Raw genomic sequence first — 21,544 nt, forward strand, 5'->3', positions numbered from 1 at the left:
AGCGTACGATTCGCCGATACGCTGTACGAAATGCCGATACAGCGTACGACGAAGGAGTCAGGGGCATGACCTCCGTCACCGACCGGCCGCAGGGGGACGCGGTCTTCGATCCGGAGCTTCGACGGCTGGCCGCCGTCGTCGTCCTCGGCGCGATGATGACGATCCTCGACGCGACGATCGTCAACGTGGCGATCAACACCCTCGGCCGCGACTTCCACACCTCCCTGTCCACCATCCAGTGGGTGATGACGGGCTACACGCTCGCCCTCGCCATGACCATCCCGCTCACCGGCTGGGCCGTTCAGCGGTTCGGTGGCAGGACGATGTGGATCACCTCGATCGTCCTGTTCATCGCCGGTTCCGTGCTCTGCGGCGCCGCCTGGTCGGTGACCAGCCTCATCGCGTTCCGCGTCGTGCAGGCGATCGGCGGGGGCATGCTCATGCCCGTCGGGCAGACGATGCTGGCCCGCAAGGCCGGCCCCGAGCGGATGGGCCGGGTGATGAGCGTCGTCGCGGTCCCGGCCATGCTCGGGCCGGTCCTGGGCCCGGTGCTCGGCGGACTGATCGTCGACGACCTGTCCTGGCGCTGGATGTTCTACGTGAACGTGCCCGTCTGCGCGCTCGCGCTCCTGGCCGCGTTCGCCTGGCTGCCCCGCGACACCGACCGGCAGGCCGGCACCCCGCTCGACGTTCTCGGCCTCGTGCTGCTCTCTCCCGGCCTGGCCGCCCTCGTCTACGGCCTGTCCCAGACCGGGAACGGCCACGGCGTCACCGACCCGCAGGTGTACGGCTGGGCGGGCGCCGGTCTCGCGCTCATCGCCCTCTTCGTCGTCCGCGCGTTGACCCGGGGCGACCGCGCACTGGTCGACGTGCGGCTCTTCCGGGACCGGGGGTTCACGGCCTCGGGCGTCGCGCTGTTCGTCTACGTCGGGGCGCTGTTCGGCGTGACGTTCATGGCGCCGCTGTACCTCCAGACGGTGCGCTCCGACAGCCCACTGCACGCCGGGCTGCTGCTGGCCCCCATGGGGATCGGCGCGGCGCTCAGCATGCCGGTCGCGGGACGGCTCACGGACCGTGTCGGCTCCCGCGTGCTGGCCGTGTCCGGGCTCGTCGTCGTGCTGGCCGGGCTGTCGGCGTACACCCGGTTGGGCGCCGACACGAGCAGGCTTCTCCTGGGCGCGGCCATGCTCGTGGTGGGGATCGGCCACGGCATGATGATGCCGTCGCTGATGGCGGCCGCGTACCTTCGCCTGAACAGGGCGGCGGTGCCGGCGGCCACGACGGCGAGCAACATCGTCGTACGGGTCGGCAGTTCCTTCGGCGTCGCCGCCCTGGCGGTGGCTCTGCAGATCTCCATCCGCCACGAGGTCCCGGGCGCGAGCGGGAGCCTCGCCTCCGTGAGCCGGGTACGGTCACCGGACCTGCCGTCCCGCCTGGCCCACGCGTTCGGCGCCGGCTTCTGGTGGGCGTTCGCGATCGCCGCGGCGGCGGTCGTGCCGATCCTGCTCCTCCCCCGGCGCCGGCCGCCGGCGGTCTCAGTAGTCGAGGGCGACGGCCCCGTCGCTGAGCCGGTGGACGACCGCGCCTAGGTCCTCGACGTCGATGAGGGCGCCGCGCAGCCCGTACACGAACGCGGCGCCCTCGAACCGCTCGGCGGTCCGGCGCAGACGCTCGGCCCGGCCCGCGTCGTCGCCGGCGAGCTCCTCCGCGTCGGCGACGTCGACCAGGAGGTACGGCCGGGGCCCCTTCTCGGCGACGCGCAGCCGTGAGACACGCTCCCAGGGGACGAACACGTCGTACCCGCGCCGCGCGAACACCCGCAGCCGTACGCCCGCGGCCGTGAACACGGGCGGGGTCCGCAGCAGCCGGAACTCCGCGCGGGCGAGGAACGCCATGCCGACGGCGGAGCCGAGCAGCCCGAGCCCGAGGAGCGGGAAGATGACGAACACGGCACCGGCCGCGGCCTGTTCCGACAGCCGCCGCATCGCGATCAGCAGGTACCCCACCGTGACGAGCATGAGCAGCGCGCCGACGGCCGAGACGGCGGCCAGGGAGGCGATCAGATAGGCGGGCGCCGCGGCGATGGGGACCGGAAAGTCGCTCTTCTCCTCCACTGCGGGAGCGTAACCACGGAAGGAAGATCGCGGCCAGGTCTTCCCCGGCGCGTCGGCCGACCGTGATCGACATCGCGGATTCACACACGACACTCAGGCAAGAAACGGACGCCGGCCGTCGGCGTCCCGTCGTCCGCCCGGTCAGGGCCGGGGCGGGGGCACGGCGAGGGCCCAGCGGGCCTCGGCGCGTACGCCCGGGTCCGGGTCGGCCAGAGCGGTCGTGAGGGCCGAGCGGGCGTAGTGCCGGTCGGCGGCCCAGCGGGCCAGGGCCTGGACGGCGGCGCGGCGGACGGCCACGACGTCGTCGTCGAGCACGCTGGTCAGCGGTCCGACCGCCGCGCGGGGCCCGAGTGTGCCGAGAGCGGTCACCGCGCGTTCACGGATCCTCCAGGACGGATCGGTCAGGGCGATCTCGCCGAGTTCGGCCGTGGCCTTGAGGACGACCAGGCCGCGGATCGTCTCGGCGCGGCCGGCGTCGTCGCGGCGCAGGGCCGGCGCGTAGATGTCCCAGGCGGCGGCCCGCATGGCGCGCACCAGCTCCGTGGCCACCTCGCGTACGTAGGAGTCGTCGGCGGCGTCCGCCGCCTCGACGAGCGCGCGGACGCCCTCCTCGCCGATGAGCACCTCCCGCTCGTCGATGAGGGCTCCGGCGGCGGCGCGGCGGACGCGGGCGTCCCGGTCGCCGAGCGCGCGGGCGAGCCGGTTGCCGGTCTCCTCGTCGGTGCGCGATGCGCTCGGCAATACCGGCAGGTCGATGACGGTCATGTGTTCCTCCGGAGAGTCTGACGGGCGTCGGGAGAACTCGTCCTCCCCGCGCGGGACGGGGCCGCGACGCGCGGCCCGGGAACGGGGACTCAACCGCGACAGAGAGCGCTGGCCTGACGCCGCAGGTCGACGTGGAGCCGCGCGATCAGCGGATCTCTCCGGTACACCGTTCGATCGTGAACCCGCCTTCCCTATTTTGTCAACCGACTCAGTGGGAAATCCCTTCGACAGTGAGACCGGCAGAAGCGGGGCTCAGGTCTTCTCCGGGGCGACGGCACCCCACCGACCTGGCCGGGGTCAGGTCTTCTCGAGGTACTCCGCGCGTTCCTCGTCGATCAGGGCGGCCAGCTCGGCCGCGAGCGCGGGATGCTCCGTGAGCTCCGGGTCCTGCTCGACGAGCGCGCCGGCCTCGGCGCGCGCCTCCTTGATGATGTCCTCGTCCTTCAGCAGGGTCAGCAGCCGGAGGCTGGACCGCCGCCCGGACTGGCTCTCCCCCAGGACGTCACCCTCGCGACGCTGCTCCAGGTCGAGCCGCGACAGCTCGAAGCCGTCGAGCGTGGAGGCGACCGCGTCGAGGCGTTCGCGGGCCTTGGACCCCTCCTCCGCGTCGGTGACGAGCAGGCACAGCCCCGGGTACTTGCCACGGCCGACCCGACCGCGCAGCTGGTGCAGCTGGGACACCCCGAACCGGTCGGCGTCCAGGACGACCATGACCGTGGAGTTGGGCACGTCGACGCCGACCTCGATGACGGTGGTGGCGACGAGGACGTCGACCTCGCCGGCGGCGAACCGCCGCATCAGGGCGTCCTTGTCGTCCGGGTGCAGCCGGCCGTGCAGGACGCCGATCCGCAGGTCGTTCAGCGGGCCCTCGGAGAGCTTGGGAGCGACGTCGAGCACGGCCAGAGGCGGGCGCCGTGCCTCCCCGTCCGTCTCCCCGGCGGACAGGTCGCCCTCGTCGCCCTCCGTCTCGCCGATGCGGGGACAGACGACGTACGCCTGCCGGCCCTGGACGACCTCCTCGCGGATGCGCTCCCAGGCGCGGTTCCAGTACGCCCGGTTGGCGGTGGGGACGACATGGGTGGCGATCGGGGACCGCCCGGCCGGCAGCTGGGTGAGCGACGAGGTGTCGAGGTCGCCGTACACGGTCATGGCGACGGTGCGCGGGATCGGGGTGGCGGTCATGACCAGGACGTGCGGGCGGCCGCCGGTGGCCTTCTCCCGCAGCGCGTCGCGCTGCTCGACGCCGAACCGGTGCTGCTCGTCGATCACGACGAGGCCCAGGTCGGCGAACTGGACGTGCTCCTGCAGGAGCGCGTGCGTGCCGACGACGATGCCGGCGGTGCCCGAGGCCGCGTCGAGCAGGCCCGCACGCCGGGCCTTGGCCCCCTGCGAGCCGGTCAGCAGGGCGACGCGGGTGCCGTGCTCGGCGCCGCCGAGCCGGCCCGCCTCGGCGAGCGGCCCGAGCATGCTCACGATCGACCGGTGGTGCTGCTGGGCCAGGACCTCGGTGGGGGCGAGCAGCGCCGCCTGCCCGCCCGCGTCGACGACCTGCAGCATCGCGCGCAGGCCGACGATCGTCTTGCCGGCGCCGACGTCGCCCTGCAGCAGGCGGTGCATGGGGTGCTCGCGGGCCAGGTCCGCGGCGATCTCCTCCCCGACGGCCCGCTGCCCCTCGGTGAGCGTGAACGGCAGCAGCTCGTCGAACTCGGCGAGCAGACCGTCCTCCCGCGATGCCCTCGGCGTCGCCGGGAGCGCCACGGCGTCGCGCCGTCGCTGGGCGAGGGCGGTCTGCAGGACGAACGCCTCGTCCCACTTGAGCCGTTTCCGCGCGCGGCCGGCCTCGGCCATGTCCGCGGGCCGGTGGATGCCCTGGTACGCCTCGGCGAGCCCGACCAGCCGGTGCCTCCTGCGCACCGGCTCCGGCAGGGCGTCGGTCCCCACGTCCACGGTGTCGAGAGCCATCCGGACGCAGTCGCCGATCTGCCAGGAGGTCAGGCCCTTGGTCGCCGGGTACACGGGGATCAGCTCCTCGGCGAACTCCCGCGCCGCGTCGGCGCCCTCCCGCGCGCTCACCGCCTTGTACTCCGGATGGACCAGCTGCCGCTTGACCCCTTGCCCGGCCCGGTAGAACGAGACCTTCCCGGCGAACAGCCCGCGTGTGCCCGGGGGCAGCTCCCGCTCGGGGATGTGCGCGCCGTTGCCGAAGAAGGTGAGGGTCAGGCGCCCCCGGCCGTCCGTCACGACGACCTCGAGGATGTAGCCGGGCCGCTTGGTGATCCGCCGCCCCTGGACCTTCTCGACCTCGGCCATCACCGTGACGTACTCGCCCTCGGCGAGGCCGACCAGATCGGTCAGCTCACCCCGCTGGGCGTAGCGGCGCGGGTAGTGGCGGAGCAGGTCGCCGGCCGTGTGCAGGTCGAGGGCGACCAGCTTCTTGGCCGCCTTCGCACCCACCACCTTCGTCAGCGGCGTGTCGAGTGTCGTCACGGAACCTTCCTATTACCAGCCTGACTCCCTCTGTTCTACCGGCTCGGCCGGACAGGGAGCGGCGAACCGGTCACCCCGACCGGACAGAACGCTCCGGCGGGGTCTACTCGACTCCGATGAGGAGCGGATGACGATCCTGCCCGCCAAGGTAGACGGCGACCTCGACGTCGGGCCGTACGGCGTGCAGTCCCTCGCGGACCCGGTCGGCGAGGTCCTCCGGCGCGCCGTCGCCGACGATCAGCGTCACCAGCTCGCTCCCGGCCGACAGCATCCGGTCCACCACGGCCGCGGCGACCGCGGGCGGATCCGCGCCGATGACGGCGACGTCGCCGTCGATCAGGCCGAGGACGTCGCCGGGACGGCACATCCCGACGCTGGTGACCGCCTCCCCCCGTGCGGTCTCCAGCCGCCCGGACCGCGTCGCGCCCGCTGCGTGGGTCATGGCGATCACGTCGTCCTCGAAGCGGCGCAGCGGGTCGTGGACCGCGAGCGCCGCCAGGCACTGCACGGACGCCTTCGCCGGGACGACCGCGGCGCGTACGCCGTCCTCCCGGGCCCGCCGCGCGGCCGCCTCCGCGACGGCGAGGACGGTCTCGTCGTCGGGCAGCACGATCACGTCGTCCCCGGCGGCCGCGATCGCCTCGCCCAGCTCGGCGAGGGCGGGGGTGTGACCGGGAACCCGGCGTACGACCCGGGCGCCGTGCTCCTCCAGCAGGCCGGCGAGCCCCTCGGCGGCGGTCACCGCGACGACGCCCCGGCCGGTACGGCGGGCCGGGCGGTGGTCCGCGGCGTCCAGGTACGACACCCGGAGGCGGTGCGGGCGGCCGGCGCGCATTCCGGCCTCGATCGCGGCCCCGGCGTCGTCGGTGTGCACGTGGACGTTCCACAGGCCGTCGCCACCGACCACGACGAGGGAGTCGCCGAGCGCGTCGAGCTCCGCGCGCAGGTCCGTGACCGCGCCCTCGCCGGCGTCGAGGAGGTACATCACCTCGTACGCCCCGCCGTCCGGTCCCGCCGCCGGAGGGGCCTCCGGCGGGTGGTCCTGGCTCCGGCGCGGCACCTCGTACGTCTCGGGGAACTCCCCGCTGACGACGGCGGCCAGGCTCTCGAGGACGACGCACAGCCCGGCGGCACCGGCGTCGACCACGCCGTTACGGGCGAGCACGTCCAGGCGCTCCGGGGTGTGCCGCAGGGCGTCCCGGGCCCGCTCCGCCGCCGCCCACGCGGCGACGGGAGGGTCGGCGTCGTGGGGAGTCGCCTGCGCCGCCTCTCGCAGGACGCTGAGCATGGTGCCCTCGACCGGATGGGCCACGGCCCCGTACGCGAGGTCGGCGGCGTTCCGCAGCGCCGCGTCCAGGCCGCCGCCGGCGCCGAGCACGTCGGCCATGCCGCGCAGCATCTGGCTGAGGATCACGCCGGAGTTGCCGCGGGCGCCGAAGAGCGCGCCCTGGGCGAGGGTGCGCCACACGGTCGCGGCGTCCGTGTCCTCGGGCAGCCCGTCGAGGCGTTCGGCCGCGGCCAGCAGCGTCAGGTGAAGGTTGGTCCCGGTGTCGCCGTCGGGCACGGGGAACACGTTGAGCGCGTCGATCCCGGCGCGCGTCCGGCCCAGCGCGTCCGCCGCCAGCCGGCACCAGCGTCGTACCGCCGCGGCGTCGAGAACCTCGCCCACGCCACCTCCCAGACCCGTCAGACTAGACTTACTCACTCGGTGGTCTCCACCACACCGGTGCGATCGGCACAGCGGCTCGGCGGGCGTCGAGCGCGACGCCGCAGCGTCGGCTACGGCTTCGCCCAAACCCCCCGGACGAATGGGCGCGACGGCCCGTACGCGCGTCGTAGCCGCGCCGGGCTCGGGCGGCGGCCCCGCGCGGAGACCGGCTCGATTCGCCTCTTCGGGCGGGTGTCGGCTAGTCTTAACGAGTTGGGTCCCCTCGGGGACCCTTTTGACGAGCGCCCGACTCCGGGCTTCCACCCTTCCAAACACTTTGGAGCGCATCCCATGGCTTCTGTCTGCGAAATCTGCGGCAAGGGGCCGGGGTTCGGCATGCGCGTCTCTCACTCGCACCGCCGCACCCCGCGCCGCTGGAACCCGAACATCCAGCGGGTGCGAGCGGTCGTCGGCCGCACCACCAAGCGGATCAACGTTTGCACGTCGTGCATCAAGGCCGGCAAGGTCACCCGGCCCGTCGCACGCTGACGACGCGTTCCCGAGCGCCGCGAGGCGCCCTCGGACTGTGCTCTCACCGGGCACACTGATCGGCCGGTCCGTTCCACACACGGACCGGCCGATTTCATGCCGTACCGGCTTTCTCCTCGTGCCGCCGCATCTCCTCACCGCGGGAGCATGCGACTGCCGGGTCCGGGCATCATGCACCGCATGAGAGTCGTGGCGCTCGCGGACACGCACGCTCCCCGGCGCTGGCGGGGCTGCCCGCCCGCGGTGGCCGCGCACCTGCGGGACGCCGACCTGATCCTGCACGCCGGGGACGTCTGCGTTCCCTCGGTCCTCGACGAACTCGCCGCTTACGCGCCCGTACACGCCGTGCTCGGCAACAACGACGGCGCGGACGTCGCGGCGTGGGGAGCGCCGGAGACCCGGGAGTTCGACCTGGCGGGCCTCCCGGTGGCGATGATCCACGACAGTGGTCCGGCCAAGGGCCGGCTCGCCCGCATGCGCCGCCGGTTCCCGGAGGCCCGCCTGGTCGTCTTCGGGCACTCGCACATCCCGCTCGACGAGGCCGGCGAGGGGCTGCGAATCTTCAACCCGGGCTCGCCGACCGACCGCCGGCGCCAGCCGCACGGCACGATCGGCCTGCTCGACATCGACGATGGCCGCCTGCTCGGCGCGAGGATCGTCCCCGTCACCTGAGCGGGGCGGCCACCACTCCAGGCCGTCAGCCGAGCCGGGCGCTCACGCCCAGACCGTCATCTGAGCCAGGTGTTCACCGCCCCGGGCCGTCAGCCGAGCCGGGCGCTCGGCCCCGGACCGTCACCTGAGCCGGGCGCTCACCACCCCCAGTCGCCGCCACCGCCCCAAGTGTCCCAGCAGTCTCCCCAGTTGTCGCAGCCGTCGCCCGCGTGGCCGGCGTGGCCGGCGGCTACGTGGTGCGGTGCCGCCGCCATCGGGGGCGTACGGGCCCCTCCACAGGCGAGTGCGATGGCCCCGGCCAGTGACAGCCCCGCGATGACGATGGCCGGCTTCTTCGGTGTGCGCATGATGGACACCTCCTTGCGTCGTAGGTGACGCCGGGCCCTCCCGACGACGCTCAGGGCAATTGCCCGTTTATATCCTTCCGCCTTGCGGCCGACTCGACAATGTCCGCCCATGCGGAATCGACCAATGAAACCGTCGCGATGCACTATTTGACCCCTCAAGGGGCACATCGCGCGACATTCTTTATTTACGATCTTCGCGCCCTTGACACCCCGCGATGGCGGCGGCGAATCCGCCCGTGCAGCGCCGAACCGCCGCCCGAGCGCCGGTCCCCGGCACCCCTCACCAGGCCACCAAAGGGCACACTGAGCACGCGCCAAGTAGAGGTGAAATCTCATCCTTTAGCTACTTATGGGTTGATTCGAGGCGTGATGCGGGGTCGAGTGTAGGTGGATAGCACCGCATATCGGCTAATGGCCTGGCGCGTGCAACACCTAGTCCGGCAACCACAAAGAGGTGTCCAATGAGAATTCCGAAGCGGATCGCCCTCGCCATCACAGGAGCAGCCTTCGCCGGAGCCACGGGCCTCGCCCTGGGCGCAGCCGCGCCGGCCGGTGCTCAGCCCGTCAGCGCAGCGCCCCAGCAGGTCACCACCGGGCACGTCGCCACCCACCTCATCAGCGACGGCTGGGGCTGGGGCTGGGACGACGACGACTGGGGCTGGGACGGCGGCTGGGATTGGGGAGACGACTGGTGCTAGCCGGTCCCCAGCGAGAGATCATCTGACCTGACCCACCGAACGGCGTCGCCAGGACGCCGTTCCCCGACATCGGGGTCCCGCGCGACAGGCGCGGGACCCCGCACGGGTCAGGGCCGGGCGACGGCTGGGCGCGGTGATACTCCCGCGTGCCGAGGCCGGGCGACCCGCTGGGCGCGGTAATCCGTCAGGGCCGGGCGGCCGGCTGGGCGCGGTGGTACTCCCAGGCGTGATCCACTGGGCCGATGCCGCCTCCCAGGGGGAAGCCATGCTCGATCGCCCCGGTGACGTACTCCTTGGCCCGTCCGACCGCGGCGACGACGTCCTCCCCGCGCGCGAGGTGGGAGGCGATGGCCGACGCGAGCGTGCATCCCGTGCCGTGCGTGTGCATGTTGTCGAGCCGGCGTCCGGGGAAGCGGTGCTCCGTCGTACCGTCGAAGAGCAGGTCGACCGGCTCGCCGGGAAGGTGACCGCCCTTGATCAGCACCCAGCGCGGGCCGAGTTCCTTGACCGCCTCCGCCGCCCTGCGCATCCCGCTCTCGTCCTCGACCTTGACGCCGGTCAGCTGCTCGACCTCCCAGAGGTTCGGGGTGACGACGGTGGCGACCGGGAGCAGCGCCCCGCGCACCGCGCCGACGGCCTCCGGGGCCAGCAGCGGGTCGCCGTGCTTGGACACGCCCACCGGGTCCACCACGACCGGGGCGTCGACGTCGGACAGCGCCTCGGCCACAGTCTCCACGAGCACCGAGGAGGCGAGCATGCCGGTCTTGACGGCCTGGGCGCCGATGTCGGACAGCACCGAGTCGAGCTGGGCGCGTACGGCCTCGGCGGGAAGCTCCCAGTAGCCCTGGACGCCGAGGGAGTTCTGGGCGGTGACCGCCGCGATCACGCTCATCCCGTGGACGCCGAGGGCGAGCATCGTCTTCAGGTCGGCCTGGATGCCGGCACCGCCTCCGGAGTCGGAGCCGGCGATCGTCAGGACCCGGGGCGGTGTGGTCATGCCGCCAACTCTACGGTCGGCAGGCCTTCCCGTTGAAGCTGCAGCCGGCCGGCGCGGTGGCGGTCCCGGTGGCCGTGAACCGCACCCTGACCGTCCGGCCCGGAGCGATCGAGGGCCGGGTGGCGAGGTTCCGGACGACGAGGACCGTCCCCGTGCGGCCCGCCCTGCCGCCGGACACGGCGCTGATCCTCGCCTGGGCATAGCGGAGCACCAGCGTCCAGCCCTTGACCGTGGTGGTGCCACGGTTGACGATCGTCGCCTCGCCCTGGAACCCGCGCGCGGACGCCGAGACCGTGCGGACGGTGACGACGACGCCGGAACGAGCGGCGCCACGGCTGACCCGCCCGTCGTTGCCCGTCGTGTGCCCGCGCGGCTGGTCGGGCGGTCCCGAGACCGTTACGATCGGCGACGCGCCCCCGGACGGCGTGCCGCCCGCGAAGTTCAGTGAGATCTGCTGCGTGCTGAAGGCGGAGACGATCGCACCGAGCGCCAGGACACCGGCGACCGTCGGCAGGAGCGGCATCTTGCCGATCCGCCAGTCCCGGCCTGGGCGGTCGTCCCCCGGATCCACCCGCGCGCCGTCCTCCGGCTTCCTGGTGTGTCGTCCCATCCCGTCCCTCTCCGGTCTCGGGATGTATACCAAAAGCACACGACCCATGCCTACCAGACCGCCGATGCGATCAGCGACAACTCACCGCTACGACAGACGGAAATGGTCCCACCCGCCAGGGCCGTATGTCTTCCCGTCGACCACCACCTCGGCGGGTCCCTCGACCACCCGGCCGATCGTCCGCCACTCGGGAGGCAACGTCAATCCTTGCGGAAACGTCGCCGCGAACGCGTGGTCCTCACCTCCGGTGAGCGCCAGCCGCAGGCCGTCCGGTACGGGCGGGACCGGCACGGCCGCGCCGTCGATCTCGATCCGGACCCCGGAGGCGTCGGCGACGTGCCCGAGGTCCTGGACGAGGCCGTCGCTCACGTCGAGCATCGCGGTCGCGCCGAGCTCCCGGGCCCCCAGCGCCGCGGCGTACGGCGGCCGTGGGCGCCGGTGCGCGTCGATCAGGTCGGCCGGCTCCGCCGTCCCTCGGACAGCAGCTCCACGCCCGCTGCGGCGTGTCCCAGGCGTCCCGCGACCGCGACGACGTCGCCGGGCCGCGCGCCGGACCGGGTGAGCGCCGGGCCGTCCAGGGCGCCGAGCGCGGTGACCGCGAGCAGGACCGTCTCGCCGCGGACGATGTCGCCTCCGGCGATCGACGCCCCGACCTGCGCGCACTCGTCGCGCAGTCCGTCGCACAACCCGTCGACCCACTCCAGCGTGGTGTCCGGAGGAGCGCCGAACCCGAGCAGCAGCGCGGTGGGCCGGGCGCCCATCGCCACGACGTCCGCGAGGTTCTGCGCGGCGGCCTTTCGCCCGATGTCGTACGGCGGGGACCAGTCGCGGCGGAAGTGACGCCCTTCGAGGAGCAGATCGGTCGTCGCGACGACGCGTCCGCCCGGGGCGCGCACGATCGCGGCGTCGTCCCCGGGCCCCAGTTCGACCTCGGGCCCGTGGCCCAGACGTGCGGCGATTCGCGCGATCAACCCGAACTCGCCGAGTTCCCCGATGGTGATGACCCACCTCCGATCAAGACACGGTACGGTTACCGCTGACGGCAGCTTCAGGGAGGACGTGATGGTGCAGGCCTACATCCTCATCCAGACCGAGGTCGGCAAGGCTGCCGACGTGGCCCGCGAGATCTCCGGCATCTCCGGGGTCACCCTCGCCGAGGACGTCACCGGGCCGTACGACGTGATCGTCCGTGCCACGGCCAACAACGTCGACGAGCTCGGCAGGCTCGTGGTCGCGCAGATCCAGTCCGTCGAGGGGATCACACGGACCCTGACCTGCCCCATCGTCCACATCTGAGTTCGGTGCCCTCCCTGCTGCCAGTCTGCACCACTGGACCTTCGCCGGCGGCGGGCGGTCCGTCCGCGAAGCGGATCCAGTGGGCGCCTCCGATCGTGGCGGCGCTGTCGGTGTTCGCGGCCGGGTGCGGGGCGGGCGAGGTCGAGGTGCCCGCTCCCAGTCCGCCGGCGTCGGCCGTGTCGCTGTGCCGTACGCTGCGCGACCGGCTGCCGCAGCGCCTGCACGGGCTGAAACGCCGGGACACCACGCCACGCTCGCCCTACGTCACCGCCTGGGGGTCCCCGGCGATCGCGGTGCGCTGTGGCGTTCCGCGGCCGGCCGGGCTGCAGAATCTCACGGCCCAGCTCGCCGTGATCAACGGAGTGTCCTGGCTGCCGCAGCCGCCGGACCGGCCGGTGACGTTCACCGCCGTCGGCCGGCACGCGTACGTCGAGGTGACGGTGCCGGGAAAGTACGCCCCGCCGGGCGACGTGCTGAACGAGCTCACCGGCGCGATCAAGGCGACGATCCCCGCCAACTCCGACGCCACCCTGTAGCGGCGCCCCCGTTACAGGCCGACGTGCCGTGCCGCGGCGACGAGGGCCGGGAGGGCGCCTCCGGCCTCGCGGCGCCACAGCAGCACCACCTCGATCGGCGGCATGGGTTCGAGGATCGGCCGGAACACCACGCCCGGGGGGACCTGCGCCGCCGGCCGGACGCACAGGGTGTAGCCCTCGCCCGCCGCGACGAGCGCGGGGACCAGGTCGTGGCCGAATGCGGCCGGGCCGAACCTCGGGTGCAGGCCGCGCCCGACGAACTGGTCGACGAAGTGCGCCGCCTCGGCGGTCCTCGGCAGGATCAGCGGCTCCTCGGCCAGGTCGGCGAGGGAGAGGGCGTCCCGGCCGGCGAGCGCGTGGCCGCGCGGCAGCAGCGCCCGGATCGGGGCCCGGTGGACGACCAGGCGGGAGACCCCCTCGGCGACCGGCGCCGGCCGGTAGCCGAGCCCCGCCTGTATCTCGTCCTGGACGATCTGCGTGACCTGCTCGGCCGTGCGCATCCGGGCCATTCGCACGCGGACGTCGGGGGCGAGGCCGCGCAGACCGGCGAGGATGGCCCGCAGGACGTCGGACAGCCCGTCGGCGACCGCGAGCCGCAGCCCGCCGACGTCTCCCGCCACCGCGTCGGCCACCGCCGTCAGCGCCTCGTCGAAGACGCCGAGCAGGCCCTCCGCGTGTGCGGCGAAGACCTCGCCGACGGGGGTGAGCCGCATGCCGCGCGCCGTCCGCTCGAACAGCGGCGCGCCCACCTCCCGCTCGACGATGCCGAGCTGCTGGGAGAGGGTCGGCTGCGCGACGCTCAGCAGCTGGGCGGCCCGGCGCACGCTCCCGGTCTGGGCGACGGCGAGGACGTACCGCATCTGACGCACGTCCACGCGCTCCCCTTCCCGCCCCTGTGACGATGATCACACAGATCCGGGAGTTCCTCTACCGGGTGGTCTTGTCGCGGCGGGCCGGTTCGCGGCCGGGTGGCTGGGCGGGGGCGGGCCGGGACGGCGGCGGGGGGACGTCCATCCGCACGGCGCCGCCGTTCAGGTTCACCGGCTGCCCGTGGTGCTCGATCTGCAGCGGGTCGCCGCTCAGGAGCTCGTACACCGTCTCGTCGTGGGTGATGGTGACCCGCAGGCGCCGGCCGCGGAACCTCATCCGGAACGCCAGCCGCGAGATGCCCGGAGGCAGCCGGGGCGCGAAGCACAGCCGCGCGGTGTACTGGCGCATCCCGCCGAACCCGGCGACGAGGGCGTTCCAGGCGCCCGCGAGGGAGGCGATGTGCAGTCCGTCGCGCGTGTTGTGCTCCAGGTCCCGCAGGTCCATGAGGGCGGCCTCGCCGAGGTAGTCGTGGGCGAGTTCGAGATGGCCGGTCTCGGCCGCCATGACCGCCTGAGTGCAGGCCGACAGCGATGAGTCGCGCACCGTCAGGCCCTCGTAGTACACGAAGTTGCGGACCTTCTGGTCGTCCGTGAACGCGTCCCCGCGCAGGTGCATGGCCAGCACGAGGTCCGCCTGCTTGACGACCTGCTTGCGGTAGATGTCGAAGTACGGATAGTTGAGCAGCAGCGGGTAGTGGTCGGACGGGGTGTTCTCGAAGTCCCACCGCGCGTGGTGGGTGAAGCCCTCGTTCTGCGGGTGCACCTCGAGCCGCTTGTCCCAGGGAATGACGACGGCGGCCGCGGCGTCGCGCCACTCCGCCGTCTCCTCCTCGGTGACGCCCATCCGGCGCGCCTGCTCCGGGTACTGCTCGGCCAGGTCCGCGGCGGCCCGGAGGTTCCGCTGGGCCATGAGGTTCGTGTAGACGTTGTTGTCGACGATCGCGCTGTACTCGTCCGGGCCGGTGACGCCGTCGATGCGGAACCTCCCCTTGGCGTCGTGGTGGCCGAGGCTGCGCCACAGCCGCGCGGTCTCCACGAGGACTTCGAGCCCGACGTCGCGGGCGAAGTCCTCGTCCGCTGTGGCGTCGACGTAGCGGATGACGGCGTCGGCGATGGCCGCGTTGATGTGGAACGCCGCCGTACCGGCCGGCCAGTATCCGGAGCACTCCTGACCGGCGATCGTCCGCCAGGGGAACGCGGCGCCCCGCAGCCCGAGCTGCTCGGCCCGTTCCTTGGCGAGGTCGAGTGTCGAGTGCCGCCAGCGCAGGGCGTCCGCGGCCGCGTCCGGGCGGGTGTAGGTCAGCGGCGGCAGCACGAACATCTCGGTGTCCCAGAACGTGTGACCGTCGTAGCCGGGACCGGTCAGGCCCTTCGCCGGGATCGGGCGGCGCTCGGCGCGGGCGCCTGCCTGCAGCGTGTGGAACAGGCCGAACCGCACGGCCTGCTGGACCTCGGCGTCGCCGTCCAGCTCGACGTCGGCGCCCGCCCAGAAGTCGTCGAGGAGCTCCCGCTGTTCCCGTACGAGCCCGTCCCAGCCGGTCATCTTCGCGGCGGCCAGCGCGGCGATCACCTGGTCGTGCACGGCGGGCCGGGATCGGCGGCTGGACCAGCCGTAGGCGAGGTACTTGACGAGGCACAGTCGCTCGCCGGGCTGCAGGCGGGTGGCCACCGTGTAGCGGCAGACGTCCTCGAAGCCGTCCATGTTCACGGTGTGCTCGGGGCCCTCGATCTCATGGCCCATCGCCGCGGCGACGCGCAGGTCGCTGTGGCGGGTGCGGTGCACCATGACGGCGGTGTCCTTGTCGGCGACCGATTCCTCGCCGACGAGCGGGGACTCCAGCCGCCCGGCCATCCGCGGGTCCTTGCCCATGTCGGGCAGCGACTCGTTGGCGACCAGCTCGGACTGCACGACGACGCGCACCGGCCGGTCGACCGCCTCGACCTCGTAGTGGATCGCGGCGACGCCCCGCTGCACCAGCGAGACCATCCGGACGGTGCGGACCCGCACCGAGTCCCCGGCCGGGGACGTCCACTCGACGTTCCGGGTGAGGGTGCCCTCCCGGAAGTCGAGCACCCGCTCGTGGGAGCGCAGTTCGCCGTAGCGGACGTCGAACGGCTCGTCCTCGACGAGCAGCCGGAACAGCTTCCCGTTGGTGACGTTGATGACCGTCTGGCCCGACTCGGGATAGCCGTAGCCGGCCTCGGCGTACGGCAGCGGCCGCAGCTCGTAGACGGAGTTGAGGTAGGTGCCGGGCAGCCCGTGCGGCTCGCCCTCCTCGAGGTTTCCGCGCAGGCCGATGTGCCCGTTGGACAGCGCGAACACCGACTCGCTCTGCGCGAGCATGTCCAGGTCCAGGCTCTGCTCCCGGACGCACCACGGTTCGACCGTGTAGGCGGTCTGCCGGATCATGCGCCCTCCCGTCCGTCCCGCGCGGCCGGCGTGCCGTCGCCGCCCAGGAGCTCCTCCAGGTCCTTGACGACGTGGTCCGCGCCGTGCGCCATCAGCTCGGCGGCCTGACCGATCCGGTCGACGCCGACGACGAACCCGAAGCCGCCCGCGCGGCCCGCCTGCACGCCGGCGAGCGCGTCCTCGAACACCACCGCCCGCGCCGGCGGCACCCCGAGCGCCGCGGCCCCGGCGAGGAACATGTCGGGCGCCGGTTTGCCCGCCAGCCCGCGCTCCTGGGCGGTCAGCCCGTCGACGCGCGCGTCGAACAAGCCGGCGATGCCGGCGGCGTCGAGGACCTGGGCGGTGTTGGCGCTGGACGACACGACCGCGGTCGGCAGGCCGGCCGCGCGGGCGGCCTGGACGTAGCGCACCGACCCGGGGTAGACCTCGACGCCGTCCTCGGCGAGCTTGCGCAGGACGAGCTCGTTCTTCCGCTTACCGAGTCCCTGGATCGTCGGGGCACCGGACGGGTCGTCCGGCGACCCTTCGGGCAGCGTGATGCCGCGCGACTCCAGGAACGACCGGGTCCCGTCCTCCCGGCGCTTGCCGTCGACGTACTCGTCGTACTCCTTGACCGGGTCGAACGGCCGGTACGACGGTCCCTCACGCTCCCGGAGGAACTCGTCGAACATCTCCTTCCACGCCGCGGCGTGCACCGTGGCGGTGCGCGTCAGCACCCCGTCCATGTCGAACAGCAGGGCCGTGACCCCGTCCGGCAGTCCGAGCATGTGTCTTCCTCCCGCGATCGGCGATGACACATGCGTACCCCATGCCCTTGGGATAAGCGCGGCCGGGGCGAATCAGGTGGGCAGGCCGGCTGGGGATCAGGTGGGCAGGCCGACCGCCCTGGGAGCGGATCAGGTGGGCAGGCCGGCTGGGGATCAGGTGGGCAGGCCGACCGCCCGCTCGCCCGTACGGCGCTGCTGGATGATGACCGCGATCACGAGCAGGGCGCCCTGGGCGACGTTCTGCCAGAAGGTGTTGACGCCGACGACGTTGAGGCCGTTGTTGAGGGCGCCGAGCAGGAGGACGGCCAGCAGCGTGCCCGCGACCCCGCCCTTGCCGCCCTTCAGCGCCGCGCCGCCGAGCGCGGCCGCCGTGATCGACTGCAGTTCCAGGCCCTCGCTGCCGCTGGTGGGCTGCCCGGAGCCGGTCCGGGCGGTGAGGATGATGCCCGCGAGCGCGGCGATGATCCCGGCCAGCGCGTACACCGCGATCAGGTACTTGTTGATGTTGATCCCGGCGAGCCGCGCGGCGGTGTCGTTGCCGCCGATGGCGTAGATGTTCCGCCCGACGTCGGTGTACTTGAGCATCAGGTGGATCGCCAGCGCGACCACCAGCAGGATGCAGACCTGCACCGGCAGCCCGGCGATCCGGCCGCGCGCGATGAAGATGAACAGGTCGTCGCCGAGGACGAAGCCCTGCGCGCGGCCGCCGGAGATCAGCTGGGCGATGCCCTTGTACGCGGCGAGGGTGGCCAGTGTCGCGATCACGGGGTTGACGCGGCCGTACACGATGACGAGGCCGTTGACGAGGCCGGCCACGATCCCGACGCCGATCGCGGCGGCGATGCCGAGGAACGGATTGTGCCCGGTCGACATGAACGCCATCGCGGAGATCACCGAGGCGACGCCGGCCTGGGAGCCGACGGAGATGTCCATCGCGCCGCAGATGATGACGACGGTCTGCACGACCGCCAGGAGGCCGGCGACGGTGGCGGCCTCGCCGATGACCTGGACGTTGGACCAGGTCAGGTAGCCGGAGTTCAGGAACGTGAAGATGGCGACGACGACGATGAGGGCGGCGACCAGGCTGATGTTCTGGGGGCCGATCGCCGTGAGGATCCGGCGCGGCACCCCTTCCCTGGGCTCGGCGTCCACCGGCTCGCGGGAAGTGGTCGTCCTGGTCATGCTGGTCCCTCCTGCACGGTCGTGGACAGGTCCTCGGCCATGGCGAGTTCGAGGATGGCCTCCTCGGTGGCCTGGGAGCGGTCGAGCTCTCCGGTGACGCGGCCGTTCTGCATCACGACGACGCGGTCGGCGAGCCCGAGCACCTCGGGGAGCTCGGAGGAGATGACGAGGATGGCCACGCCGGACCGGGCGAGGTCGTCGATGAGGTGGTAGATCTCGGCCTTGGCGCCGACGTCGATGCCGCGCGTGGGCTCGTCGAGGATCAGCACCTTCGGCTTGCGGGCGAGCCAGCGCGCCAGGACGACCTTCTGCTGGTTGCCGCCGGACAGCTTGCGCACCTCGTGCTCGATGTCGGGGGTGCGGACGTTCAGCCGGTCGACGTACTCCCGGGTGAGGCGGCGCTCCTCGGCGCGCCGGACGAACCGGAAGCGGCGAAGCCGGTCGAGCACCGCGAGGGAGGTGTTGTCGCGCACCGAGCGCTCCAGGAGGAGGGCCTGGGCCTTGCGCTCCTCCGGGGCGTAGCCCATGCCGGCCCGTACGGCGTCGCGGGGCCGCCGGAGGCGCAGGGGCCGCCGGCGACGCGCACCTGCCCGGAGCGGATCGGCAGGTCCCCGACGATCGCGCCCGCCAGTTCGGACCGGCCGGCGCCGACCAGCCCGGCCAGCGCGACGACCTCGCCCGCCCGTACGGAGAGGCCGACGTCCTGGACGTCGTCGGTGGTCACGGAGTCGACCTCGAGGACGACCTCGTCGGTGGCGCTGTGCTCGCGGGCGAACATGTCCGACAGGTCGCGGCCGACCATCATCCGGACGATCTCGGCCTCATCGGTCCGGTCGACGTCGCGGACGCCGACCAGCCCGCCGTCGCGCAGGACGGCGATGCGGTCGGCGATCCGGAAGATCTCCTGCATCCGGTGGGACACGTAGACGACCGCGAGGCCCTGCTCCCGGAGCCGCCGGATCAGGTCGAACAGCGCCTCCACCTCGTTCTCCGACAGGGAGGAGGTCGGCTCGTCGAAGGCGATGACCTTCGCGTCGGTGGTGAGGGCGCGGAGGATCTCCACGAGCTGCCGCTGCGCGGGCGTGAGGCGCGAGCCGAGGGCGTCGGGGTCGAGGACGCGCTCGAAGCCGAGCCGCCGCAGGTCCTCCCGGACGCGGGCGCGCAGCCCCGCCCGGTCGAACGCCCGGCCGGCCTTGCGGGGCAGCGCGCCGAGGTAGACGTTCTCGGCCACGGAGACGTGCGGCACGATCTCGGGCTCCTGCGGGATCACCCGGATGCCCGGCACGCCGGGCGTCGGCGGGGGCGTGCAGGGCGAGCGGCGCGCCGTCGAGGATCACCTGTCCGCCGTCCGGCAGGTAGTCGCCATTGATGATCTTGATGAGGGTGGACTTCCCCGCGCCGTTCTCGCCCATGAGGGCGGTGACGGCGCCGCCGGGGAAGTCCAGCGTGACGTCGTCCAGGGCGCGCACCCCGGCGAACCGCTTTCCGATGCCCACGGCGCGCAGTTCCGTCATGCGGCCTCCTCGGCCGGTGAGGCGGGGCGGCCCGCGGGCCGCCCCGCCAGGTGATCAGGTGCAGGTGATGCGGGCGTCCGCCCAGTCGGCGTGGTCGCTGTCGTTCCCGTTGCCGCCGTCGGTGACGATGAGGCGGACGAAGCTCGCCCCGCCGACGCCGGCGGTCAGGTGCGCCGCCGGGTCGGCGGTCGTGAGCAGGCCGCTGTCGGCGACCTTCTTGCCGTCGGCCCAGATCTCGAAGGTCACCGAGCCGTTGGTCGTCTTCTCGTCGTCCACGCCGACGTCGGCCGCCACGGACGTGCACTTCTTGGCGGCGTAGTACTCGATGGTGCTCGGCGCGTGCGCGCCCAGGCCCTTCTTGTAGACGGCGCCGTTGATGGTGATCGGGTGGCCGTCGCCGGCCGCCGTCTCACCGTTGCTCATGTCCTTCTCCACCGGCCCCCAGCCGTTCGACGCGCGCACCCAGGGCAGGTCGCTCAGGTACGTCGTTCCGGACGACGGGGTCGTCAACTTCATGACGGTCGCCTGGACGGTCGACCCGGCCGAGGCGCCCACGTACGTGGTCGTCGCGGTCAGGTCGTACGCGCCGGCGGCGGCGTCCTGCGGCGGGGTGACGGTCCAGGAGGTGGTGAAGGACCTGTCGGTGCCGAGGGCGGGCGTGCTCCGCCGGGACGCGGCCCGTACGGTCCAGCCGTCCGGCGCGGTGAGACCGGTGCGGACCGCGAGCGCGGGCAGCCGCCCCGCGTTGGTCGCCGTCGTCGTCACGGTGACCGGTGTGCCGGGCTGCACGATCGGCAGGCCACCGGGGTAGGCCACCGGCAGGCCGACGCCGACGTCCACGGCCGGCGGGTGCAGGGCCCACTTGCGGTCCGCCGAGACCCGGAGCAGAACGGTCCCGTGCGCGGGAACGGTCGCCGCGAGTGTTCCGGCCGTCTCGCGGGTCGTGTGCGCCCACAGGTCGCGGACCGTGTAGCCGGGCGCCGCGGGCAGGCCGGCCGCCGTCGCCGAGGTGCTGATCCGCTGTGGCGCGTCGGACTCGTTGAACAGCGCGACGGCCCGGTCGCCGTTCTGCAGCGGCTTGACGAAGACGTCGCGGCCGCCGTCGGTGCTGATCGGGGCGCCCTGGACGCCGAGCGGGTCCTGGTCGACCGCGATGACCTCATGGTTGGTGAGGATCTTCATGGTGGCGGCGGTGGCCTTGCGCAGGTCGCTGCCGATCAGCAGCGGCGCGGCCATCTCCGACCAGAGGCTGAAGTGCGACTTGTACTCGGTGTCGGTCATGCCGCCGTTGCCGACCTCGAGCATGTCCGGATCGTTCCAGTGCCCGGGCCCGGCGTACGGCGCGAGCGCCATGTTCTGGTGGACGATCGACAGCATCGAGGAGTACGAGTCGGAGATGTCGCCGGTGGTGCGCCAGGAGTTGCCGACGTCCTTGGCCCACGTCCACGGCTTGTTCTCGCCCCACTCGCACATCGAGAACAGGATCGGCCGGCCCGTGGCGGCCAGCGCGTCGCGCATGGCCGTGTACCGCTTGACCGCGTCGACGCCCTGGTTGTTGCAGTTGTCGTACTTCAGGTAGTCCACGCCCCAGGACGCCCACAGTTTCGCGTCCTGCTGCTCGTGGCCGAGCGAGCCGGGCATCGTCTGCGCGCAGGTCAGCGTGCCGGCGCTGGTGTAGAGGCCGAACTTCAGGCCCTTGGAGTGGACGTAGTCGGCGAGCGACTTGATGCCGTGCGGGAACCTCGTGTGGTTCGGGACGTAGTCGCCGTTCGCGTCGCGGTCCTTCTCGGCCCAGCAGTCGTCGAGGTTGACGTACTGGTACCCGGCGTCCTTCAGGCCCGAGGACACGAACAGGTCGGCGATGCCCTTGACCATGTCCTCGTTGAAGTCGGCGCCGCAGTGCGTGGCGTTCCAGTTGTTGAACCCCATCTGCGGGGTCCTGGCGAGGCCGTTCTCGAGCGCCGCGGCCGGCGGCGCCGACGCGAACGTGAGCGCCACCGCGGATGCGGCGCTCATCGCCAGCGCGGCGAGGGCGGAGGTGATGGAATGGACGGTGCGCATGCTCGTCTCCTCAGGGGTCGGG

At 72.7% G+C, this 21,544-nt stretch carries 20 protein-coding genes and 3 pseudogenes; 6 read left to right on the plus strand and 17 right to left on the minus strand.

Annotation, left to right across the window (positions count from 1 at the left end):
- Nucleotides 1-65: 65 nt before the first annotated feature.
- Nucleotides 66-1,589, plus strand: a complete 1,524-nt coding sequence (locus tag ACYVF7_RS46645; RefSeq protein WP_460352508.1) for an MDR family MFS transporter — start codon at nucleotides 66-68, stop codon at nucleotides 1,587-1,589.
- Here ACYVF7_RS46645 and ACYVF7_RS46650 read toward each other — a convergent pair.
- From ACYVF7_RS46650 to ACYVF7_RS46670, 5 genes are all read right to left on the minus strand, one after another.
- Nucleotides 1,536-2,114, minus strand: coding sequence for a hypothetical protein (locus ACYVF7_RS46650; RefSeq protein WP_460352510.1), 579 nt, complete (start codon nucleotides 2,112-2,114; stop codon nucleotides 1,536-1,538). The two genes, ACYVF7_RS46645 and ACYVF7_RS46650, sit on opposite strands and share 54 nt — an antisense overlap.
- A gap of 141 nt (nucleotides 2,115-2,255) precedes the next feature.
- A complete protein-coding gene (locus tag ACYVF7_RS46655; RefSeq protein ID WP_460352512.1) occupies nucleotides 2,256-2,879 on the minus strand; it encodes a HEAT repeat domain-containing protein in 624 nt (207 codons plus the stop codon).
- An 89-nt stretch (nucleotides 2,880-2,968) separates the two neighbouring features.
- Nucleotides 2,969-3,046, minus strand: coding sequence for a putative leader peptide (locus ACYVF7_RS46660; protein ID WP_360903234.1), 78 nt, complete (start codon nucleotides 3,044-3,046; stop codon nucleotides 2,969-2,971).
- 130 nt (nucleotides 3,047-3,176) lie between these two features.
- Complete coding sequence (recG, locus tag ACYVF7_RS46665) at nucleotides 3,177-5,366, minus strand: ATP-dependent DNA helicase RecG (RefSeq protein ID WP_460352513.1); 2,190 nt, start codon at nucleotides 5,364-5,366, stop codon at nucleotides 3,177-3,179.
- A 103-nt stretch (nucleotides 5,367-5,469) separates the two neighbouring features.
- The gene (locus ACYVF7_RS46670; RefSeq protein WP_460352515.1) at nucleotides 5,470-7,035 is read right to left on the minus strand and encodes a DAK2 domain-containing protein; all 1,566 of its coding nucleotides are present in this window, start codon (nucleotides 7,033-7,035) and stop codon (nucleotides 5,470-5,472) included.
- 330 nt (nucleotides 7,036-7,365) lie between these two features.
- Between ACYVF7_RS46670 and rpmB the strand changes: the two genes are divergently transcribed.
- Nucleotides 7,366-7,563, plus strand: coding sequence for a 50S ribosomal protein L28 (rpmB, locus tag ACYVF7_RS46675; RefSeq protein WP_252776270.1), 198 nt, complete (start codon nucleotides 7,366-7,368; stop codon nucleotides 7,561-7,563).
- Nucleotides 7,564-7,743: 180 nt separating this feature from the next.
- The gene (locus ACYVF7_RS46680; protein ID WP_460352517.1) at nucleotides 7,744-8,235 is read left to right on the plus strand and encodes a metallophosphoesterase family protein; all 492 of its coding nucleotides are present in this window, start codon (nucleotides 7,744-7,746) and stop codon (nucleotides 8,233-8,235) included.
- Between the two features lie 137 nt (nucleotides 8,236-8,372).
- Here ACYVF7_RS46680 and ACYVF7_RS46685 read toward each other — a convergent pair whose 3' ends face one another.
- Entirely contained in the window at nucleotides 8,373-8,582 is a 210-nt protein-coding gene (locus ACYVF7_RS46685) for a hypothetical protein (RefSeq protein WP_460352519.1), read from the minus strand.
- 461 nt (nucleotides 8,583-9,043) lie between these two features.
- Between ACYVF7_RS46685 and ACYVF7_RS46690 the strand changes: the two genes are divergently transcribed.
- Nucleotides 9,044-9,280, plus strand: a complete 237-nt coding sequence (locus ACYVF7_RS46690; RefSeq protein ID WP_460352521.1) for a hypothetical protein — start codon at nucleotides 9,044-9,046, stop codon at nucleotides 9,278-9,280.
- 184 nt (nucleotides 9,281-9,464) lie between these two features.
- Here the strand turns inward: ACYVF7_RS46690 and thiD are convergent, their stop codons facing one another.
- The 3 genes and pseudogenes from thiD to ACYVF7_RS46705 form a co-directional block, all read right to left on the minus strand.
- A complete protein-coding gene (gene thiD / locus ACYVF7_RS46695; protein WP_460352522.1) occupies nucleotides 9,465-10,277 on the minus strand; it encodes a bifunctional hydroxymethylpyrimidine kinase/phosphomethylpyrimidine kinase in 813 nt (270 codons plus the stop codon).
- Nucleotides 10,278-10,287: 10 nt separating this feature from the next.
- Nucleotides 10,288-10,887: a cellulose binding domain-containing protein gene (locus ACYVF7_RS46700; RefSeq protein WP_460352523.1), complete on the minus strand. Its 600-nt coding sequence runs from the start codon at nucleotides 10,885-10,887 to the stop codon at nucleotides 10,288-10,290.
- Nucleotides 10,888-10,974: 87 nt separating this feature from the next.
- A pseudogene (locus ACYVF7_RS46705) lies at nucleotides 10,975-11,888 on the minus strand (thiamine-phosphate kinase).
- A gap of 61 nt (nucleotides 11,889-11,949) precedes the next feature.
- On the opposite strand from ACYVF7_RS46705, the gene ACYVF7_RS46710 reads away from it, so the two are divergent.
- Nucleotides 11,950-12,183 (plus strand): Lrp/AsnC family transcriptional regulator, encoded by a 234-nt coding sequence (locus ACYVF7_RS46710; RefSeq protein WP_460352525.1) that lies wholly within the window; start codon nucleotides 11,950-11,952, stop codon nucleotides 12,181-12,183.
- A 95-nt stretch (nucleotides 12,184-12,278) separates the two neighbouring features.
- Nucleotides 12,279-12,719, plus strand: coding sequence for a DUF3515 domain-containing protein (locus tag ACYVF7_RS46715; protein ID WP_460352527.1), 441 nt, complete (start codon nucleotides 12,279-12,281; stop codon nucleotides 12,717-12,719).
- Between the two features lie 11 nt (nucleotides 12,720-12,730).
- On the opposite strand, the gene ACYVF7_RS46720 is transcribed toward ACYVF7_RS46715, so the two are convergent.
- The 8 genes and pseudogenes from ACYVF7_RS46720 to ACYVF7_RS46755 all read right to left on the minus strand — a co-directional run bounded on the left by ACYVF7_RS46720 (nucleotide 12,731) and on the right by ACYVF7_RS46755 (nucleotide 21,522).
- The gene (locus tag ACYVF7_RS46720; protein WP_460352529.1) at nucleotides 12,731-13,594 is read right to left on the minus strand and encodes a LysR family transcriptional regulator; all 864 of its coding nucleotides are present in this window, start codon (nucleotides 13,592-13,594) and stop codon (nucleotides 12,731-12,733) included.
- 52 nt (nucleotides 13,595-13,646) lie between these two features.
- Nucleotides 13,647-15,998 (minus strand): glycoside hydrolase family 65 protein, encoded by a 2,352-nt coding sequence (locus tag ACYVF7_RS46725; RefSeq protein ID WP_460352531.1) that lies wholly within the window; start codon nucleotides 15,996-15,998, stop codon nucleotides 13,647-13,649.
- The gene (locus tag ACYVF7_RS46730; RefSeq protein WP_460352533.1) at nucleotides 15,995-16,765 is read right to left on the minus strand and encodes an HAD family hydrolase; all 771 of its coding nucleotides are present in this window, start codon (nucleotides 16,763-16,765) and stop codon (nucleotides 15,995-15,997) included. Before ACYVF7_RS46730 ends, ACYVF7_RS46725 begins: the two co-directional genes overlap by 4 nt.
- A gap of 153 nt (nucleotides 16,766-16,918) precedes the next feature.
- Nucleotides 16,919-17,947 carry an ABC transporter permease gene (locus tag ACYVF7_RS46735; protein WP_460352535.1) on the minus strand — a complete coding sequence of 343 codons (1,029 nt, stop codon included), beginning with the start codon at nucleotides 17,945-17,947 and terminating at the stop codon, nucleotides 16,919-16,921.
- The gene (locus ACYVF7_RS46740) at nucleotides 17,944-18,474 is read right to left on the minus strand and encodes an ATP-binding cassette domain-containing protein (protein WP_460352536.1); all 531 of its coding nucleotides are present in this window, start codon (nucleotides 18,472-18,474) and stop codon (nucleotides 17,944-17,946) included. Before ACYVF7_RS46740 ends, ACYVF7_RS46735 begins: the two co-directional genes overlap by 4 nt.
- A gap of 47 nt (nucleotides 18,475-18,521) precedes the next feature.
- A pseudogene (locus ACYVF7_RS46745) lies at nucleotides 18,522-19,232 on the minus strand (ATP-binding cassette domain-containing protein); the annotation flags it as partial.
- An 82-nt stretch (nucleotides 19,233-19,314) separates the two neighbouring features.
- Nucleotides 19,315-19,461, minus strand: a pseudogene (locus ACYVF7_RS46750) (ATP-binding cassette domain-containing protein); the annotation flags it as partial.
- 54 nt (nucleotides 19,462-19,515) lie between these two features.
- On the minus strand, nucleotides 19,516-21,522 hold the full coding sequence (locus tag ACYVF7_RS46755) for an NPCBM/NEW2 domain-containing protein (RefSeq protein WP_460352538.1): 2,007 nt from the start codon (nucleotides 21,520-21,522) through the stop codon (nucleotides 19,516-19,518).
- Nucleotides 21,523-21,544: the final 22 nt, after the last annotated feature.

The sequence above is a fragment of the Actinoallomurus acanthiterrae genome (assembly GCF_054775715.1).

Coding starts and splice junctions, on each gene's coding strand:
- thiD (WP_460352522.1), bottom strand. CDS start 10,277: ATGACCACACCGCCCCGGGTCCTGACGATCGCCGGCTCCGACTCCGGA.
- ACYVF7_RS46725 (WP_460352531.1), bottom strand. CDS start 15,998: ATGATCCGGCAGACCGCCTACACGGTCGAACCGTGGTGCGTCCGGGAG.
- ACYVF7_RS46700 (WP_460352523.1), bottom strand. CDS start 10,887: ATGGGACGACACACCAGGAAGCCGGAGGACGGCGCGCGGGTGGATCCG.
- ACYVF7_RS46730 (WP_460352533.1), bottom strand. CDS start 16,765: ATGCTCGGACTGCCGGACGGGGTCACGGCCCTGCTGTTCGACATGGAC.
- ACYVF7_RS46685 (WP_460352519.1), bottom strand. CDS start 8,582: ATGCGCACACCGAAGAAGCCGGCCATCGTCATCGCGGGGCTGTCACTG.
- ACYVF7_RS46740 (WP_460352536.1), bottom strand. CDS start 18,474: ATGGGCTACGCCCCGGAGGAGCGCAAGGCCCAGGCCCTCCTCCTGGAG.
- ACYVF7_RS46735 (WP_460352535.1), bottom strand. CDS start 17,947: ATGACCAGGACGACCACTTCCCGCGAGCCGGTGGACGCCGAGCCCAGG.
- ACYVF7_RS46690 (WP_460352521.1), top strand. CDS start 9,044: ATGAGAATTCCGAAGCGGATCGCCCTCGCCATCACAGGAGCAGCCTTC.
- ACYVF7_RS46680 (WP_460352517.1), top strand. CDS start 7,744: ATGAGAGTCGTGGCGCTCGCGGACACGCACGCTCCCCGGCGCTGGCGG.
- ACYVF7_RS46645 (WP_460352508.1), top strand. CDS start 66: ATGACCTCCGTCACCGACCGGCCGCAGGGGGACGCGGTCTTCGATCCG.
- ACYVF7_RS46655 (WP_460352512.1), bottom strand. CDS start 2,879: ATGACCGTCATCGACCTGCCGGTATTGCCGAGCGCATCGCGCACCGAC.
- ACYVF7_RS46710 (WP_460352525.1), top strand. CDS start 11,950: ATGGTGCAGGCCTACATCCTCATCCAGACCGAGGTCGGCAAGGCTGCC.
- rpmB (WP_252776270.1), top strand. CDS start 7,366: ATGGCTTCTGTCTGCGAAATCTGCGGCAAGGGGCCGGGGTTCGGCATG.
- ACYVF7_RS46755 (WP_460352538.1), bottom strand. CDS start 21,522: ATGCGCACCGTCCATTCCATCACCTCCGCCCTCGCCGCGCTGGCGATG.